The organism is Jeotgalibacillus sp. JSM ZJ347 (genome assembly GCF_044383825.1).
Taxonomy (GTDB): domain Bacteria; phylum Bacillota; class Bacilli; order Bacillales; family Jeotgalibacillaceae; genus Jeotgalibacillus.
Map to the genome: position 1 here is coordinate 678,468 of NZ_JBISEN010000001.1, position 15,252 is coordinate 693,719.

Annotated in this window: 13 protein-coding genes; 1 reads left to right on the plus strand and 12 read right to left on the minus strand. The window is 41.0% G+C overall.

All coding sequences use genetic code 11. The features are described 5' to 3' along the window. Positions 1 to 124: 124 nt before the first annotated feature. The 4 genes from ACH6CZ_RS03545 to cotE all read right to left on the minus strand — a co-directional run bounded on the left by ACH6CZ_RS03545 (position 125) and on the right by cotE (position 5,741). Complete coding sequence (locus ACH6CZ_RS03545; RefSeq protein ID WP_374096038.1) at positions 125 to 682, minus strand: glycerol-3-phosphate responsive antiterminator; 558 nt, start codon at positions 680 to 682, stop codon at positions 125 to 127. A gap of 20 nt (positions 683 to 702) precedes the next feature. Further along, positions 703 to 2,523, minus strand: a complete 1,821-nt coding sequence (gene mutL / locus ACH6CZ_RS03550) for a DNA mismatch repair endonuclease MutL (protein ID WP_374096039.1) — start codon at positions 2,521 to 2,523, stop codon at positions 703 to 705. A 17-nt stretch (positions 2,524 to 2,540) separates the two neighbouring features. Then, positions 2,541 to 5,093, minus strand: coding sequence for a DNA mismatch repair protein MutS (gene mutS, locus ACH6CZ_RS03555; RefSeq protein WP_374096040.1), 2,553 nt, complete (start codon positions 5,091 to 5,093; stop codon positions 2,541 to 2,543). Between the two features lie 117 nt (positions 5,094 to 5,210). Continuing rightward, entirely contained in the window at positions 5,211 to 5,741 is a 531-nt protein-coding gene (gene cotE / locus ACH6CZ_RS03560; RefSeq protein ID WP_374096041.1) for an outer spore coat protein CotE, read from the minus strand. A 182-nt stretch (positions 5,742 to 5,923) separates the two neighbouring features. Between cotE and ACH6CZ_RS03565 the strand changes: the two genes are divergently transcribed. Continuing rightward, positions 5,924 to 6,847, plus strand: a complete 924-nt coding sequence (locus tag ACH6CZ_RS03565; protein WP_374096042.1) for a LacI family DNA-binding transcriptional regulator — start codon at positions 5,924 to 5,926, stop codon at positions 6,845 to 6,847. 29 nt (positions 6,848 to 6,876) lie between these two features. Here the strand turns inward: ACH6CZ_RS03565 and ACH6CZ_RS03570 are convergent, their stop codons facing one another. The 8 genes from ACH6CZ_RS03570 to ACH6CZ_RS03605 form a co-directional block, all read right to left on the minus strand. Further along, positions 6,877 to 7,221, minus strand: coding sequence for a hypothetical protein (locus tag ACH6CZ_RS03570; protein WP_374096043.1), 345 nt, complete (start codon positions 7,219 to 7,221; stop codon positions 6,877 to 6,879). Positions 7,222 to 7,383: 162 nt separating this feature from the next. After that, on the minus strand, positions 7,384 to 8,904 hold the full coding sequence (gene adh / locus ACH6CZ_RS03575) for an aldehyde dehydrogenase (protein ID WP_374096044.1): 1,521 nt from the start codon (positions 8,902 to 8,904) through the stop codon (positions 7,384 to 7,386). A gap of 204 nt (positions 8,905 to 9,108) precedes the next feature. Beyond that, entirely contained in the window at positions 9,109 to 9,543 is a 435-nt protein-coding gene (locus tag ACH6CZ_RS03580; protein WP_374096045.1) for a YlbF/YmcA family competence regulator, read from the minus strand. Further along, positions 9,543 to 11,087 (minus strand): tRNA (N6-isopentenyl adenosine(37)-C2)-methylthiotransferase MiaB, encoded by a 1,545-nt coding sequence (miaB, locus tag ACH6CZ_RS03585; RefSeq protein ID WP_374096046.1) that lies wholly within the window; start codon positions 11,085 to 11,087, stop codon positions 9,543 to 9,545. Before miaB ends, ACH6CZ_RS03580 begins: the two co-directional genes overlap by 1 nt. Before the next feature lie 181 nt (positions 11,088 to 11,268). Beyond that, positions 11,269 to 12,135, minus strand: a complete 867-nt coding sequence (locus ACH6CZ_RS03590) for a 2-oxoacid:ferredoxin oxidoreductase subunit beta (protein WP_374096047.1) — start codon at positions 12,133 to 12,135, stop codon at positions 11,269 to 11,271. Continuing rightward, the gene (locus ACH6CZ_RS03595; RefSeq protein WP_374096048.1) at positions 12,136 to 13,881 is read right to left on the minus strand and encodes a 2-oxoacid:acceptor oxidoreductase subunit alpha; all 1,746 of its coding nucleotides are present in this window, start codon (positions 13,879 to 13,881) and stop codon (positions 12,136 to 12,138) included. It abuts the gene before it with no gap. Between the two features lie 184 nt (positions 13,882 to 14,065). Further along, a complete protein-coding gene (locus ACH6CZ_RS03600) occupies positions 14,066 to 14,326 on the minus strand; it encodes a stage V sporulation protein S (RefSeq protein ID WP_041122465.1) in 261 nt (86 codons plus the stop codon). 103 nt (positions 14,327 to 14,429) lie between these two features. Further along, positions 14,430 to 15,221, minus strand: a complete 792-nt coding sequence (locus tag ACH6CZ_RS03605; protein ID WP_374096049.1) for a TIGR00282 family metallophosphoesterase — start codon at positions 15,219 to 15,221, stop codon at positions 14,430 to 14,432. Positions 15,222 to 15,252: the final 31 nt, after the last annotated feature.

Sequence of the window (15,252 nt, forward strand, 5' to 3'; positions counted from 1 at the left end):
AAAAAACCCACAGATTCCCCCCTCTTATATAAGCATATAAGCTTCAGGATCTGTGAGTCTCTTGGTCTCTTCACGTATTATTAACTTGATGAATATAATATCAACTTCTGAAAACGCTGTCAAACTATTTCCCGAAATATGTCCAAAGTTCTTTGGAAGATGTGGTAATGGCACTCGCACCGGCTTTAAGTGCAGCATCTACCTCTTCAGGGTGATCAATCAGGCCTCCTGCAATGATCGGCTTACCCGTTTCTTTTCTTATTCTTTCGATCATTTTCGGCACAACACCCGGTAGCAGCTCAATATAATCCGGGTCTGATTGTTTAATCAGCTCAACGCTTCTTCTGTAGGCATTTGAATCAATGACGAATGTGCGCTGAATGGCTTTCACGTTTAGTTCGCGCGCTCTTTTTACAACATTTTTTCTAGTGGAAATAATCCCATACGGCTTAACAGTCTGACAAATATACTCAGCAGCAAATTCATCGTTGGCTAACCCCTGGATTAAATCCATGTGCAGAAACATTTTTTTATTTTTGCTGTTGGCATAATCAAATACACTTTTCACCATACCAACATGAAGATCAAGAAAAACGCCATATTCAAAAGAATACTTCAGCATTTTATCAAAATCTTTCATAGAATGAACCGCAGGCAGAATTTTTTGATCACCGAATTCCATAAGTCACCTTCTCTTTATAATCACATTACTCTTTTAAACATCTTTTCCATTTCATAAGAAGAAAAATGAATGATGACCGGTCTCCCATGCGGACATGTAAACGGGTCTGCGCATCCAGACAGTTCATCAAGTAAGTGCTTCATATCTTCTTTTGTTAAATAATGATTTGCTTTTATTGACCGCTTACAGCTCATGAGAATCGCCATTTCTTCCCTCAGCTTATAGCGGTCAATCTGCTTGTCTCTCAGCAGCTGTTCAATCATTTCATCAATCAGTTCACTTTCTTCACCCTTTGGAAACCAGACAGGATGAGATCTGACAATCAGGCTGTTTGACCCGAATTCCTCAGCTTTCACACCGTATTTTTCAAGGAGATGAAGGTTTTCTTTTATTTTCAGGAACTGATCGCCTGAAAAATCAAAAGTTAGAGGTACGAGGAGATCCTGTACATCCCCTGTATTGTGCGCAAGCTTTTCCCGGAAATATTCATATTTGATTCTTTCCTGAGCAGCGTGCTGATCAATCATATATAACCCGTCTTCACTCTGACAGATAATATAAGTACCATGTGCCTGTCCAATCACTGAAAGCTCAGGCATTCTCTTTTCAGGCTTCTCCGGTTCAGCGTCAGGCTCTTCTTTTCTTACTCCCTGATTCTTCAACTCAGGCGTGAAATCTTCTGGAGGAGCCTCATAATCAACCGGTGGACTCTCTTCCTCTTTTTGAGGAGAAATCATTTCCTCATCAGAATGAGCAATATCCGGTAATGGTTTCTCATTTGCAGTTCCCCATTGAAAAGACGTTTGTTCACTGTATTTCTTCGGTTCTTTTTTCTCAGGTACTCCGCTTGGAATCAGCGTTTCTTTTCTAAAAGTCTGTCTGATCGTCTCTGAGATTACGTGCTGAAGTTCTTTCTCCTTACTGAAGCGGACTTCCTGCTTAGACGGATGTACGTTGACATCTACAAGAATCGGGTCCATTTCAATGGATAAAAGAATGACCGGAAACCTGCCGATCGGAAGCAGTGTGCGATATCCTTCAAGGACCGCCTGGGTGATTCCATAATTTTTGATATAACGGCCATTGACCAGTATAGAAATATAGCTTTTTGAAGCTCTTGTCACTTCAGGCAGCGCTGCCCAGCCTGAGATTTTAAAATCCAGTGATTCCCCTTGAAATGGAAGCATCTTTTTCACAGTCTGAATACCGTATATAGCAGATAAAACCTGTCTAATATCTCCCTGCCCATTTGTATGGAGGAGTGTTCTTCCATTGTGAACCAGCCTGATTGAAATTTCAGGGTGAGATAGCGCGAGACGGTTCACAATATCTGTTATATTACCAAGCTCAGTATTGATTGTTTTCATATACTTTAACCTTGCAGGCGTATTATAAAACAGCTCCTCAACCCGGATATCAGTACCTTTTCTCGCTGAAGCTGCACCCCGGTCTATCAGCTTGCCACCGTGAATGACAGCCTTAGTCCCCTGATCTCCTGTTGAAGATGTAATTTCAACCTTTGACACCGAAGCAATGCTAGGCAGTGCTTCTCCCCTGAACCCTAATGTCTTGATCCTGAAAAGATCATGCTCATTTTTTATTTTGCTTGTTGCGTGTCTCGAAAAAGCGGTCAGCAAGTCTCCTTCCAATATCCCGTCACCATTATCTTTTATTCTTATACTGGTAAGACCTGCTTCAGCAATATCAATTTCTATAATCGTAGAATGGGCATCAATGGCATTTTCCATTAGCTCTTTTACGACGGATGCAGGGCGCTCTACCACTTCACCTGCAGCAATTTTATTCGCTAGAAATTCATCAAGCTGCTGAATGTTACCCATCAAGACCCCTCCTTATCTTATGACTTTGCCAGTATTTTACCGGCTTTTTTCTGAAGTTTATAAAGTTCATTCATCGCTTCCATCGGTGTCATTTCAAGCACGTTTATCTTTTGAATTTCTTTTAACACCTTATGGTCATCCTGGTCTGATTTTTCCGGCAGATCAAACAGCGTCATCTGCTCCCTGGATTCTGACCCCTTTTCTTTTTCCGCTTCAAATAAAGAAAGTAATTCATTCGCACGGCTGATCAATGAAGCAGGCAGTTCAGCGAGCTCAGCAACGTGAATACCGTAACTCTTATCAGCCGGACCTTCTTTAACTTTATGAAGAAATATCACTTTGCCATCCTGTTCTGCCGCTGCAACATGAATATTTTTCAGGCGATCCAGTTTTGAAGATAACTCTACAAGTTCGTGATAATGTGTAGAAAAAAGCGTTTTAGCATGAATTGAATCATGTACATACTCAATAATTGCCTGCGCTAGTGACATCCCATCATAAGTTGAAGTACCTCTGCCAATTTCATCAAACAGAATTAAGCTGTTTTCAGTCGCATACTCAAGCGCGTGCTTCGCTTCAAGCATTTCCACCATAAAAGTACTCTGCCCACTCACCAGATCATCCGCTGCACCGATTCTAGTGAAGATTCTATCAAATACCGGGAGCTCAGCGTGGTCGGCAGGAACAAAACATCCGATTTGCGCCATCACCGAAATTAAAGCAACCTGGCGCATATAGGTACTCTTACCTGACATATTTGGGCCGGTGATCAAAAGCATGGAACGGTCTGCATCCATTTGGCATGAATTTGGTACATACTCATTTAAATCCATCACTTTTTCAATTACAGGGTGTCTTCCTTCTGTAATGTTTAATACTTTTTGTTTAGAGAATTCAGGCTTCACGTAATGCCTTTTTTCACTAATATAAGCAAATGCCTGGAGTACATCTACCTCACTAATATCTTTTGCTAACTGCTGAATACGCGGAATTTCTTTTTTCACCTGCTCTTTCACCGTCTGAAAAATCCGGTGTTCAAGTTCGACCGATTTTTCTTCCGCCTCAAGAATTAATGTTTCTTTTTCTTTCAGTTCAGGCGTAATATACCGCTCAGCGTTCGCAAGTGTCTGTCGTCTTTCATAACGTTCATCATTTAAAGACGGAAGATTAGCTTTTGTCACTTCTATATAGTAGCCAAAAATCCGATTATAGCCGATCTTGAGTGATTTAATGCCGGTTAATGCCCGTTCTTTCTGCTCAAGTTCCGCTATCCACTTCTTCCCGTTTCGGCTGGCATCTTTATATTGATCAAGCTCCTCTGAATAGCCATCTTTTATAAAATTTCCATCCTTGATCGCGATTGGTGCCTGATCATCAATTGATGCATCGAGTAAGTCTGCGATATCAATACAGGAATCCATTGAATCAGATCTTTTGAGTAAACCTTCATCCGGGATTTCAGATAATTTTTCTTTAATGAATGGCACCTGCTGAAGAGACCTTTTCAGCTGAACGAGATCTCTCGGACTGATCGAACCAAACGCCACCCTGCCCGCAAGCCGTTCAAGGTCATAAACATTCTGTAAAAGCTCCCGTAATGATTCTCTTTCAAAATAATAATTTTTCAGACTCTCAACCAGGCTCAGTCTTTCATTAATCTGTGTCTGGTCGATAAGTGGTCTTTCAATCCATGATTTAAGCTGTCTGCTGCCCATTGCTGTAACCGTTTCATCCAGCAGCCAGACGAGCGACCCTTTTTTTGACCCGCTACGGTTATTCTCAGTTAATTCAAGGTTTCTTTTAGAATTCGGATCTATCTGTAAAAAGGCATTGACCTCGTAATGCTCTGTCTTTTGTAAATGTTCAAGTGACCGCTTCTGAGTATCAGCAGTATAATGCAAAAGAAGACTGATGCCACGCTTAACATCATCCCCTTCAAGTAATGAAAGCAGCGATTCATCAAAAACCAATGAATCATCATTTACTTTCGATATAGCTGTGATTCCTCTTTCTTTGAACTTGCTGATCAAATCGTCACTGACTGAAGAAGGCAGGATTAATTCTTTCGCTTTAACCAGTGTGATTTCCTGAATCAATAACGCTTCATTCTCAACCACCGATGCCTTGGATTCACCGGTAGATAAGTCAAGATAAGCAATACTGAAGCGGTTGTTATCGAGCTGCACTGCTGACCCAAGAAAATGGTTTTCCTTCTCATTTACAGCATTGACGGCCGTACCGGGAGTGATCATCTGAACAATTTCTCTTTTTACAACACCTTTTGCGTGCTTAGGGTCTTCTGTCTGCTCACACAAAGCGACCTTATATCCCCTGTCCACCAATTTCTCTATGTATGAAGCTGCTGAATGATAAGGCACGCCGCACATCGGAATTTTGTCTTCTTTATTGCCTCCGCGGGCCGTTAAAGTAATTTCTAATTCTTTCGAAGCTTTCAGTGCATCATCAAAAAACATTTCATAAAAATCTCCAAGCCTGAAAAACAGAAATGCATCCGGCACATCTGCTTTTATTCTTAAATACTGCTGCATCATTGGTGTATACTTCGTCAAAACTTCTCTCTCCGTTCATCAACTTTTTATATGTGAAGAGTATAGCATAAATGGACGTTAATCACTTACCCGTATACTTACTGATGACAAGAAAAAACACTGTCCGGAGACAGTGTTTTACTCATGATCGAATACATCCTGATTAATATGTTCGAGCTCTTCATCAAGTTCATAATCATCCCAGTCATCATTACCGTGATAATCATTAGTAAATGCAACGCAGACCTTTGTTTCCCCGACACATTCAGCTGCGATTTCTCTTTCAGCATGCACAACGATATGCTGTCCTTTTTCAGAAACCTCCGCCTCTATACAGTTAGGCTGCTGAAGCACTCTCGCAATGACTTCATGATCATCCCTGGCATCCTTATCACGGTAACGCAGACCAATTTCATCTCTGTATGAAACACTTTCAATGATGACAGACGTCTTCGTGTTGTGATGGTGCGAATACCATACATTCAGCTCATACGACCCATTCACTTCAACTTTGTTCCCTGATTTTTTCGCAGAGTATTTATGGTTGATAATCCAGCAGCCGAGTATACTTGACGGTTTGTGGGGCGGCTGTACAGTATGTTTGGATTTAACGTATTTACGTCCTTTCGCCACCACTGACTTCGTAATAATCTCACGGTATTCCGTCATTAAAGCGGCCTCCTTTCATTTCTCCCTTATCTTATGCACCGTTTTAAAAACATGTGCAAATAACCTGGTTTTATAAAAATAATAACGTTATTATTTTTATGATCTTTTAATAACAATTGTTATTTTATTAATTAGCAATTATAATCAAATTAATAATAACGTTATTATTAAGGAGTGAAAACATGCCTGTCACAATAAAAGATATAGCAAAAGAAGCGAATGTCAGTTTTTCTACAGTGTCAAAGGCTTTGAATGATAGTCCCTTGGTAAAGGAACCTACTAAACAGCGGATTTTAACTCTTGCAAAAGAGATGGGATATGAAATCAATACTTCAGCAAAAATCCTTGCTACTGGACAATCAAATGCTGTAGGTATTTATTGCCCGGAGATTACTGAACCCAGATACGCTGCCTATGTCCAGGAAGTAAGCAGACAGTTAAAACTGCGCGGTTTTTTACCGGCAGTTGCCACTTCTTCTTTTGATGATGCAAAAGAGTTGTTTTCAAGGTTAAAAGCCTCCTGTGTACTTGTTGCAGATCAGAATGAAGTCAATTTTCCTAATATTGATTTCACGTACAATCCATTCAGCGACACTTCAGATTACACATTTGCGAGTCAGAAAGCATTAAAAAAAGATGCAGCTCTAAAAGCTGCATCCCTTCTGTTACATTCCGGCCACCGGTCAGTACTCATAATCAATGAACACAACGATGAATGGCTTTACAGTCTAATTAAAAGAGAAAATAAATTTGAAACCATTCATCACCTGCCTATTCACACCGGCGATCCTGACCGGTTTTATACGTATGTTAAAGCCGTACTCGACCATACCATGCCCGATGTCATTATTTGCTCTACACGCAAGCTGGCAGAATTCACATTATTGGTAAGCAAAAGCCTTAATCTTCATATTCCTCAAGAATGCTCGCTGATTGCTTATGATGAGAATACAGATGTTGCCTCCCCTGTTTCACTATTTGGCTATTCCACAAATAAAGCAGCGGAAATGGCAGCAGACTTCGTATTATCGAGAACAAATCAACAGGAAGAATATTATGTTAACTTAAAGCCGGAAATAGTTATTAACCAAACAATAAAGCTCTAATAATAACAACGTTATTATTAGAGCTTTATTTAATTTCCTGTAATTTTTTCATATGCCTCTTTATCTAAGTGCGCATCAGTTTTACTTAGTAAAGATACAACTTCTTCTCTGTCTTTCTCATTTACATAGAACTCCAGCAGATAATTAAATGTATCTGAGGAATCCGCACTGCTGATAACATCACGATCAGTAATGACTCCTGTGTTAGGCATTGAACTGGATGTGAAACTTAATGCAGGCAGCAAGAACGGATTACTGTCAGCGTCAGGAATAGAATCTATCCTGGCATCTCTGATTGGACACCTCTGTAGCTTTGCTAATGCAGTTTCTGCATCACTTTCATTTTTAAAATAAGCTTGTAGATGATGTTCCATTTACATCCTCCTTAACAGTACGATTTACAGAATTTTACCCTTAATCACCACAATTAAACAATCTAAAGCTCCAGGAAGCTATGCGGAGTTGTAATCGAATGATCTATCACCAAAAAAGATCTCATATAAAAAACTCCGGTAAAAAAACCGGAGCCGTCAATTTTAGAAGAATCCTAATTTCTTCGGGCTATAGCTGACAAGCATATTTTTCGTCTGCTGATAATGGTCAAGCATCATCTTATGGTTCTCTCGCCCGATTCCTGACATCTTGTATCCGCCAAATGCTGCGTGAGCCGGATACTGGTGGTAACAGTTCGTCCACACACGACCTGCCTGGATGCCTCTTCCAAAACGGTAAGCTGTATTAACATTTCTAGTCCAGATCCCTGCACCGAGTCCGTACAGCGTATCATTCGCAATTTCCATTGCTTCTTCATCATTTTTAAAAGTTGTGACAGAAAGAACCGGTCCAAAGATCTCTTCCTGGAAAATTCTCATGTCATTTGTTCCTTTAAAGATCGTTGGCTGAATGTAATAGCCTTCAGCAAACTCCCCTTCTTTTTTATTAATGTCTCCACCGGTAACAAGCTCTGCTCCTTCATCTTTACCGATTTGCAGATAAGACTGGATCTTTTCCATCTGTTCAGTAGATGCCTGAGCACCCATCATTGTATTCGGGTCGAGCGGATTACCTGTATTAATTTCTTTTACTCTCTTCACAACACGCGCCATAAATTCTTCATAAATATCTTCATGGATCAATGCTCTTGAAGGACACGTACATACTTCCCCCTGATTAAGCGCGAACATCAGAAGACCTTCTACTGCTTTATCAACGAATTCGTCATCCTGGTCCATAATATCTTTGAAGAAAATATTTGGTGATTTACCGCCAAGTTCAAGCGTAACAGGAATAAGGTTCTGAGAAGCATACTCCATTATCATCCGGCCTGTTGTTGTTTCCCCTGTAAAAGCAATTTTAGCAATACGTTTACTTGATGCGAGCGGTTTACCAGCTTCAAGTCCGAATCCATTTACAATATTAATGACGCCTTCAGGAAGAAGGTCTCCTACAAGTTCCATCAATACTAAAATTGAAGACGGTGTTTGTTCTGCAGGTTTTAAGACAATACAGTTACCTGCAGCCAGTGCCGGAGCAAGCTTCCACACAGCCATTAGTAACGGGAAGTTCCAGGGAATGATCTGCCCTACTACACCAAGCGGCTCATGGAAATGATATGCAACTGTATCGTGATCGATTTCACCAAGTGTGCCTTCCTGTGCACGGATAACACCTGCAAAGTATCTGAAGTGATCAATTGCAAGCGGCAAGTCGGCATTAAGCGTTTCTCGAACGGCTTTACCGTTTTCCCATGTTTCAGCTACTGCCAGCATTTCAAGGTTTTCTTCCATACGGTCTGCAATCTTATTTAAAATGACAGACCTTTCAGTTACAGAAGTTTTTCCCCACGCGTCTTTAGCAGCATGTGCTGCATCCAGCGCTTTTTCTATATCTTCTTCTGTAGAGCGTGCGATTTGACAGAAGACTTTGCCATCAACCGGAGAAGGGTTGTCAAAATACTGTCCTTTCACAGGCGCAACCCACTCTCCCCCTATGTAGTTATCATATTTTTTTTTAAAATTTACTAGAGATCCATCAGTATTCGGATTAGCGTAAGTCATTATTCTTCCCCCTGTTGTTCAAGATATTATAACCAAATTCACCTCTATCCCCCTTTTATGTAATCGCTTTCATTTAATCGCAAAATAATAAGCTCTTAAAACGAGCCATAATTTATTTTTATCAAAAATTAAGATCATTGTCAATTTTCTGAACTTAATTAATATAAAAAGATCCGGCATTAAACCGGATCCAGTTTCACCTTTTTATGAACAGCTGCCCCCGGGGGAATTCTTAATCTGGGCACCGGTTTCACCTTTCATAATGTCTCCGCCTGTCTGACGGATAATTTCATCAGTCACTGTGTTTGATACTGTGTTAGCTACCATTTGAAGTAGATCGTTTACTTCAGTCTGTGACTGTTTGAATTCCTGAACAATTGGAATTTCATCAATTTCATTTTCAACTTTTTCAATTTTTGCTTCGATCATTTTCAAGGCTTCGTGCTTACCGTAATGCTGGAAGTTTACCGCCTGCTTTTGAAGGCTTCTCAGGCTGGCGATTTTTTCTCTGATTTTCTGATTTTCCTGAATCTGTGCCTCTGCACGCTTGAAAAAGTCTACTTCTTCTGTTTCTGTAATCATTTGTGCAAGCTCTTTTGCACGGGCAATAATTTCTTTTTTAGTATATCTTTTTTCCATTATCCATTCACTCCTACTGGTTCATCCGCTTCAACCAGTTCACCGTTCAGGCTCCAGGTTCTAGCGTCAGTAATTTTGACCATCACTCTTTTTCCGATGATGTGCTTTGGTCCTTTAAAGTTAACAAGTTTACTTGTTCTTGTATAGCCTGACAATACTTCAGCATTTTTACGGCTTTCACCTTCTACTAATACTTCCATTGTTTGACCTTCAAGTTTTTTCATTGCTGCAAGAGACATTTCATTTACAAGGTTATTTAATCGCTGCAAGCGCTCTTTCTTCACTTCCATCGGTACATTATCCTGCATTTTTGCTGCTGGTGTACCTTCCCGTGGAGAATAAATATAAGTAAATGCTGTCTCAAACCCTACTTCTTTATATAGTGATAGGGTTTCTTCAAACTGTTCTTCTGTTTCATTCGGGAAACCTACAATGATATCCGTAGTTAGAACAGCATTTGGTATCGCTTTTCTGATCTTACCGACTAGCGTCAGGAATTGCTCACGTGTGTACTTCCTTGCCATCAGTTTAAGCACTTGTGAAGAACCGTGCTGAACTGGCAGGTGAATATGCTCGACGAGGTTTCCGCCTTTTGCAAGAACCTCAATTAAATAATCGTCAAAGTCTCTTGGGTGACTTGTTGTGAATCTGATTCGCGGAATATCAATTTTACGCAGCTCATCCATTAATTGTCCAAGCCCATAATCCATATCCTTCAAATCTTTCCCGTAAGCATTCACGTTCTGACCGAGAAGTGTAATTTCCTGATAGCCTTGTGCTGCCAGGTGTCTGACTTCCTGTATGATATCTTCCGGCCTTCTGCTGCGCTCTTTTCCTCTTGTGTAAGGAACAATGCAATATGTACAGAATTTATCGCATCCATACATAATGTTAACCCAACCTTTAATTGCACCTTTTCTCACTTTAGGAAGATTCTCAATTACGTCGCCTTCTTTAGACCAGACTTCAATGACCATTTCTTTACTCATATAAGCTTCATTTAGAATATTTGGCAGACGGTGTATGTTATGCGTACCAAAAATCATATCGATATGCGGATGTGTTTTAAGAATCTTATTTACAACTGATTCTTCCTGAGACATACAACCGCATACACCAATCAGCAGATCAGGCTTTTCAAGTTTTAAAGGCTTGAGGTGTCCGATCTCACCGAACACTTTGTTTTCTGCATTCTCACGGATCGCACATGTATTCAGCAGAATAACATCCGCATCTTCAGTCGTATCCGTCGGCTCGTATCCAAGCTGAAGGAATATGCCTGCCATTACTTCTGTATCATGCTCATTCATTTGGCAGCCATAAGTCCGGATATAAAACTTACGTCCATTCCCCATTCCCTGTAAGGACTGATCTATTTTGAAATCTTCATGGTAATTTACATCTTCTTTACCGCGTCTTTTTGCATCTTTTAACGATGGCGGGCTGTAGACAGTTTGAAAGTATTGACTGTAGTCTTTTTCTTTCTTCTGTCCCTGAGATGTCTGAGTGGCATCTTGACTTGCAAGGCGCTGCTCTTCATTCATCTTAATGTCCCCTTTCCTCCCGGCTTTAATCCGTGCATCATTTGTAACAGGGCTCTAAAAACCCATGTTATATAAGTATAAATGCTATTTTACATACTGACAACACACCCGTTGATGATGTCGATAAATTGACTCAATTTCAGTATAAAAGCGCACGCTTGAATCACGTGCGCTCGGCATTTTACATAAATTCTTTTACCAAGTTGTTAAAGTATTCTTCATCAAGCTCGAGGTTCTGACTGCTGAGTGGTGCTTCATCATAGCCATCAATCAGCTCCTGATAAGATGGCTGTTCGACATCCTGATAAATCAGACCAGTTACAAGACCATCGTGCTTCATCAGCGTCTGCATTGCCGCTTCCTTATTTTGAGCATCGTAACCGTCTACTGCAGAAAGCTTCACAAGATTTTCCTTAAACCAGTCATACGTATTGACTTTGTTATACGTTACGCAAGGACTAAATACATTAATTAAAGAAAAGCCTTTATGGTTTAGCCCCTGCTCAATCAGGCTCGTTAATTCCTTCAAATCAGATGAGAATCCCTGCGCCACAAAAGTGGCACCTGACGTCAGTGCCATTTCCATCGGATTAATGGATGGTTCGATTGCCCCTTTAGGTGTTGATTTTGTTTTAAAACCTGCAGAAGATCTTGGTGATGTCTGCCCTTTTGTTAAACCGTAAATCTGATTATCCATGACGATATAGGTCATATCGATATTTCTTCTGATCGCGTGGATGGTATGACCAAGGCCGATCGCAAATCCATCCCCGTCTCCACCTGACGCAATGACAGTCAGGTCTCTGTTTGCCATTTTCACTCCTTGAGCAAGTGGCAGCGCGCGACCATGAATACTGTGGAATCCATATGAATTAATGTAACCTGAGATTCTTCCGGAACATCCGATACCTGATACGACAGCAAGGTTTTCAGGTGTCAAGCCAATATTAGCTGAAGCCCGCTGGATCGCAGCCTGAACTGAAAAGTCTCCACATCCCGGGCACCAGTTTGGCTTTACATTATTTCTGAAGTCTTTGAATGTAACCAATTAAATCAGCTCCTTCGTTAACAGCTCAACCTCTGAAGGCAGAAACGGTGTACCGTCATATTTTTTCAGACTGTGAATTTTTGAAGCCATTCCGACGTTCATCTTAATTAATGATGCCAGCTGACCTGTTGCATTATGTTCAGCTACAACCACTTTTTTTGCACTTTCCATTAATGGAGCAAGCTTTTCAGCAGGGAATGGATGCAGCAGTCTGATATGTGCATGATTCACCTTTAACCCATCTGCCTCAAGTCTTTCCTGCGCTTCTTCCAAAGCACCACGGGTAGAGTTAAAACCAATCAGCAAGACATCTGCCTCACCGTGACTTGCATTGTCTATATCCACCGCTTTATGAAGCGAAACATGATCAAGCTTTCTCATTCTCTTGTCCATCTGCATCTGACGGTTCAACGATGATTCCGAAGGCTTACCTGTCTCGTCATGCTCAACACCGGTCACATGGTGAATACCATTTTTCATCCCTGGCAGTACACGCTGTGACACGCCGTCTTCTGTTATTTCATAGCGCTTGAAGTATTGCTTTGGCTCAAGTTCGTCGAGCTGTGATTCATCAGCAACCAGCTTTCCGCGTCCAACCTTTACTTTCGAGTAATTCAACGGGTCAACTGACTGCTTTCCAAGTGAAAGCTGTAAGTCTGATAGAACAATAACCGGACACTGGTATTGCTCTGCCAGATTAAAAGCATCAATTGTATCATAAAATGCTTCTTCAGCTGTACTCGGTGCCAGTACGATCTTAGGGATATCACCGTGAGAGCCGTAGATCATCTGCATGAGGTCAGACTGTTCCTGCTTAGTCGGCAGACCTGTTGAAGGGCCTCCACGCTGTGTATCCACGATCACAAGCGGCTGTTCAGTCATACCTGATAAACCGATTGATTCCATCATGAGAGACAATCCAGGACCCGCAGAAGCTGTGAATGCACGCACACCTGCATAATTTGATCCAATTGCCATCGTTGCGGCTGCGATTTCATCTTCCGTCTGAATGACCGCACCTCCGAGCGCCGGAAGCTTTTTAATTAAATATTCCATGATTTCAGAAGCCGGTGTAATTGGATAAGCAGCCATAAACCTGACGCCTGCCGAAATTGCACCTAGCGCAATCGCATCATTTCCAATCATATACATTCGCTGAATGCCATCAGCTTCTGATAGTTTGTGTGATCCTTTTTTATCTGCAAGCAATTCTGAAGCTTTTATGTATCCCGCTTCAATTGCTTCCATGTTTTTCTGAACAACGACATCACCTTTACGTTTAAAAGTCTCCTGTAACACACTGGTGAAAGCTTTAGTCGGAAGGTTCATAATAGCACATGTTGCCCCGATCGCCACCATATTTTTCATTAATGATGTGCCTAATTCAGAAGCGATTTCAGTAAAAGGTACAATGACCAGTTCTGACTCACAGTCTTCAGGGTTTACGGGGTTAAATTTTTCATCTGCAATGATGATCCCTTCCGGACCCATTTCGTGATAGTTAACATCAATTGTTTCCTGATCAAACGCTACTAATATATCAAGTCTGTCTTCTACCGCTCTTACTCTGGTTGTACTGACTCTGATTTTATTATTTGTATGCCCACCTTTAATTCTGGAAGAAAAATGGCGGTAGCCGTATAAAAAATAACCCAGGCGGTTCATTGCCATGGAAAAGATTTCGCCGGTACTTTCGATCCCTTCTCCCTGCTGACCGCCAACTTTCCAGGAAAGCTGCTGTTTCATTCTAATCTCTCCTTCAACTGCGCAATATGTATAAATTCATCATTGTTCATTTTATCACGTTTACTACATTCGACACACCTTTTTAACGATACAACATATAAATTCAGCCCTTAGAATGAATATAAGTTTACATAATACAATTATCGTTAATAATAAAAGCCGCTGCATAAGCAGCGGCTTTATCTTACCTTGGTTCAATGATCAGTTTAATCGCTGTTCTTTCTTCTCCCTCAATCTGAATATCTGTAAATGCAGGGATGCAAATCAGATCAATTCCTGATGGAGCAACAAATCCTCTGGATATTGCGACTGCTTTTACAGCCTGATTAAGCGCCCCGGCTCCAATGGCCTGGACTTCTACAAATCCTTTTTCTCTTAAAACACCTGCTAATGCACCTGCCACTGAATTTGGATTAGATTTTGACGATACTTTTAATACATTCAACTGCAGATCCCCCTTCTTCAACCGCTAACGTGTGCTAGTGTCCATTCACTATATTCGTTTTCTGCTGAAGTTATGCAGGTGCAGGCAATATTAAGTGAAGGTTTTAAAAAGGATGGTCTTCATTAATCAATATGCGCTCAATAGAATCTGCTTTACCTGTTTTACGATCTAATGTAATCAGGCAGCCACTTAATATTGCGCGACCGGTTTTTGGCACTTCAAACCTTGATGGTAAACCAGTTACAAATCTTTTTAATACCGCTTCTCTTTCCATTCCCAAAATTGCATCGTACGGTCCTGTCATCCCTACGTCAGATAAATAAGCAGTTCCTTCCGGCAGGATTCTATTATCAGCAGTCTGAACGTGCGTGTGAGTACCAACGACAGCAGAAGCTTTGCCATCAAGATACCAGCCCATCGCCTGTTTTTCACTCGTTGCTTCAGCATGAAAATCAACAAATACAAATGGCGTCTGTCTTTTTGCCTCTGTTACTGCCTGTCTCACAGCCGGGAAAGGATCGTCTACAGGGTTCATGAACGTTCTGCCCAGTGCATTCACTACTGCCACTTCAGCGCTTCCTGCCTGAAAATAGCGAATACCTTTCCCCGGCGTCCCTTTAGGGTAATTCAGTGGTCTGACTAACTGATCAGCTTTATCTATAAAGTTAAACAGGTCTTTATTATCCCATGTATGATTACCAAGCGTAATCATATCAGCACCTGCCTGGATGAGCTGATCATAAATTTTCTGAGTAATACCTCTCCCGGAAGCCGCATTCTCACCATTCACGATTATAGCATCAGGTTCATGTCTTGCTTTCAACTTTGGAAGATACTCATCAATCATTTCCCGACCGGGAGCGCCTACTACATCTCCAACAAATAGTATTTTCATATTAATCCTCTTTCTACTGATATATTCGTTC

What these genes read in the sequence shown, in the direction of transcription:
- adh (WP_374096044.1), bottom strand. Translation starts at nt 8,904, where the DNA reads ATGACTTACGCTAATCCGAATACTGATGGATCTCTAGTAAATTTTAAA.
- cotE (WP_374096041.1), bottom strand. Translation starts at nt 5,741, where the DNA reads ATGACGGAATACCGTGAGATTATTACGAAGTCAGTGGTGGCGAAAGGA.
- ACH6CZ_RS03580 (WP_374096045.1), bottom strand. Translation starts at nt 9,543, where the DNA reads ATGGAAAAAAGATATACTAAAAAAGAAATTATTGCCCGTGCAAAAGAG.
- ACH6CZ_RS03545 (WP_374096038.1), bottom strand. Translation starts at nt 682, where the DNA reads ATGGAATTCGGTGATCAAAAAATTCTGCCTGCGGTTCATTCTATGAAA.
- ACH6CZ_RS03570 (WP_374096043.1), bottom strand. Translation starts at nt 7,221, where the DNA reads ATGGAACATCATCTACAAGCTTATTTTAAAAATGAAAGTGATGCAGAA.
- ACH6CZ_RS03595 (WP_374096048.1), bottom strand. Translation starts at nt 13,881, where the DNA reads ATGAAACAGCAGCTTTCCTGGAAAGTTGGCGGTCAGCAGGGAGAAGGG.
- ACH6CZ_RS03565 (WP_374096042.1), top strand. Translation starts at nt 5,924, where the DNA reads ATGCCTGTCACAATAAAAGATATAGCAAAAGAAGCGAATGTCAGTTTT.
- ACH6CZ_RS03605 (WP_374096049.1), bottom strand. Translation starts at nt 15,221, where the DNA reads ATGAAAATACTATTTGTTGGAGATGTAGTAGGCGCTCCCGGTCGGGAA.
- mutL (WP_374096039.1), bottom strand. Translation starts at nt 2,523, where the DNA reads ATGGGTAACATTCAGCAGCTTGATGAATTTCTAGCGAATAAAATTGCT.
- miaB (WP_374096046.1), bottom strand. Translation starts at nt 11,087, where the DNA reads ATGAATGAAGAGCAGCGCCTTGCAAGTCAAGATGCCACTCAGACATCT.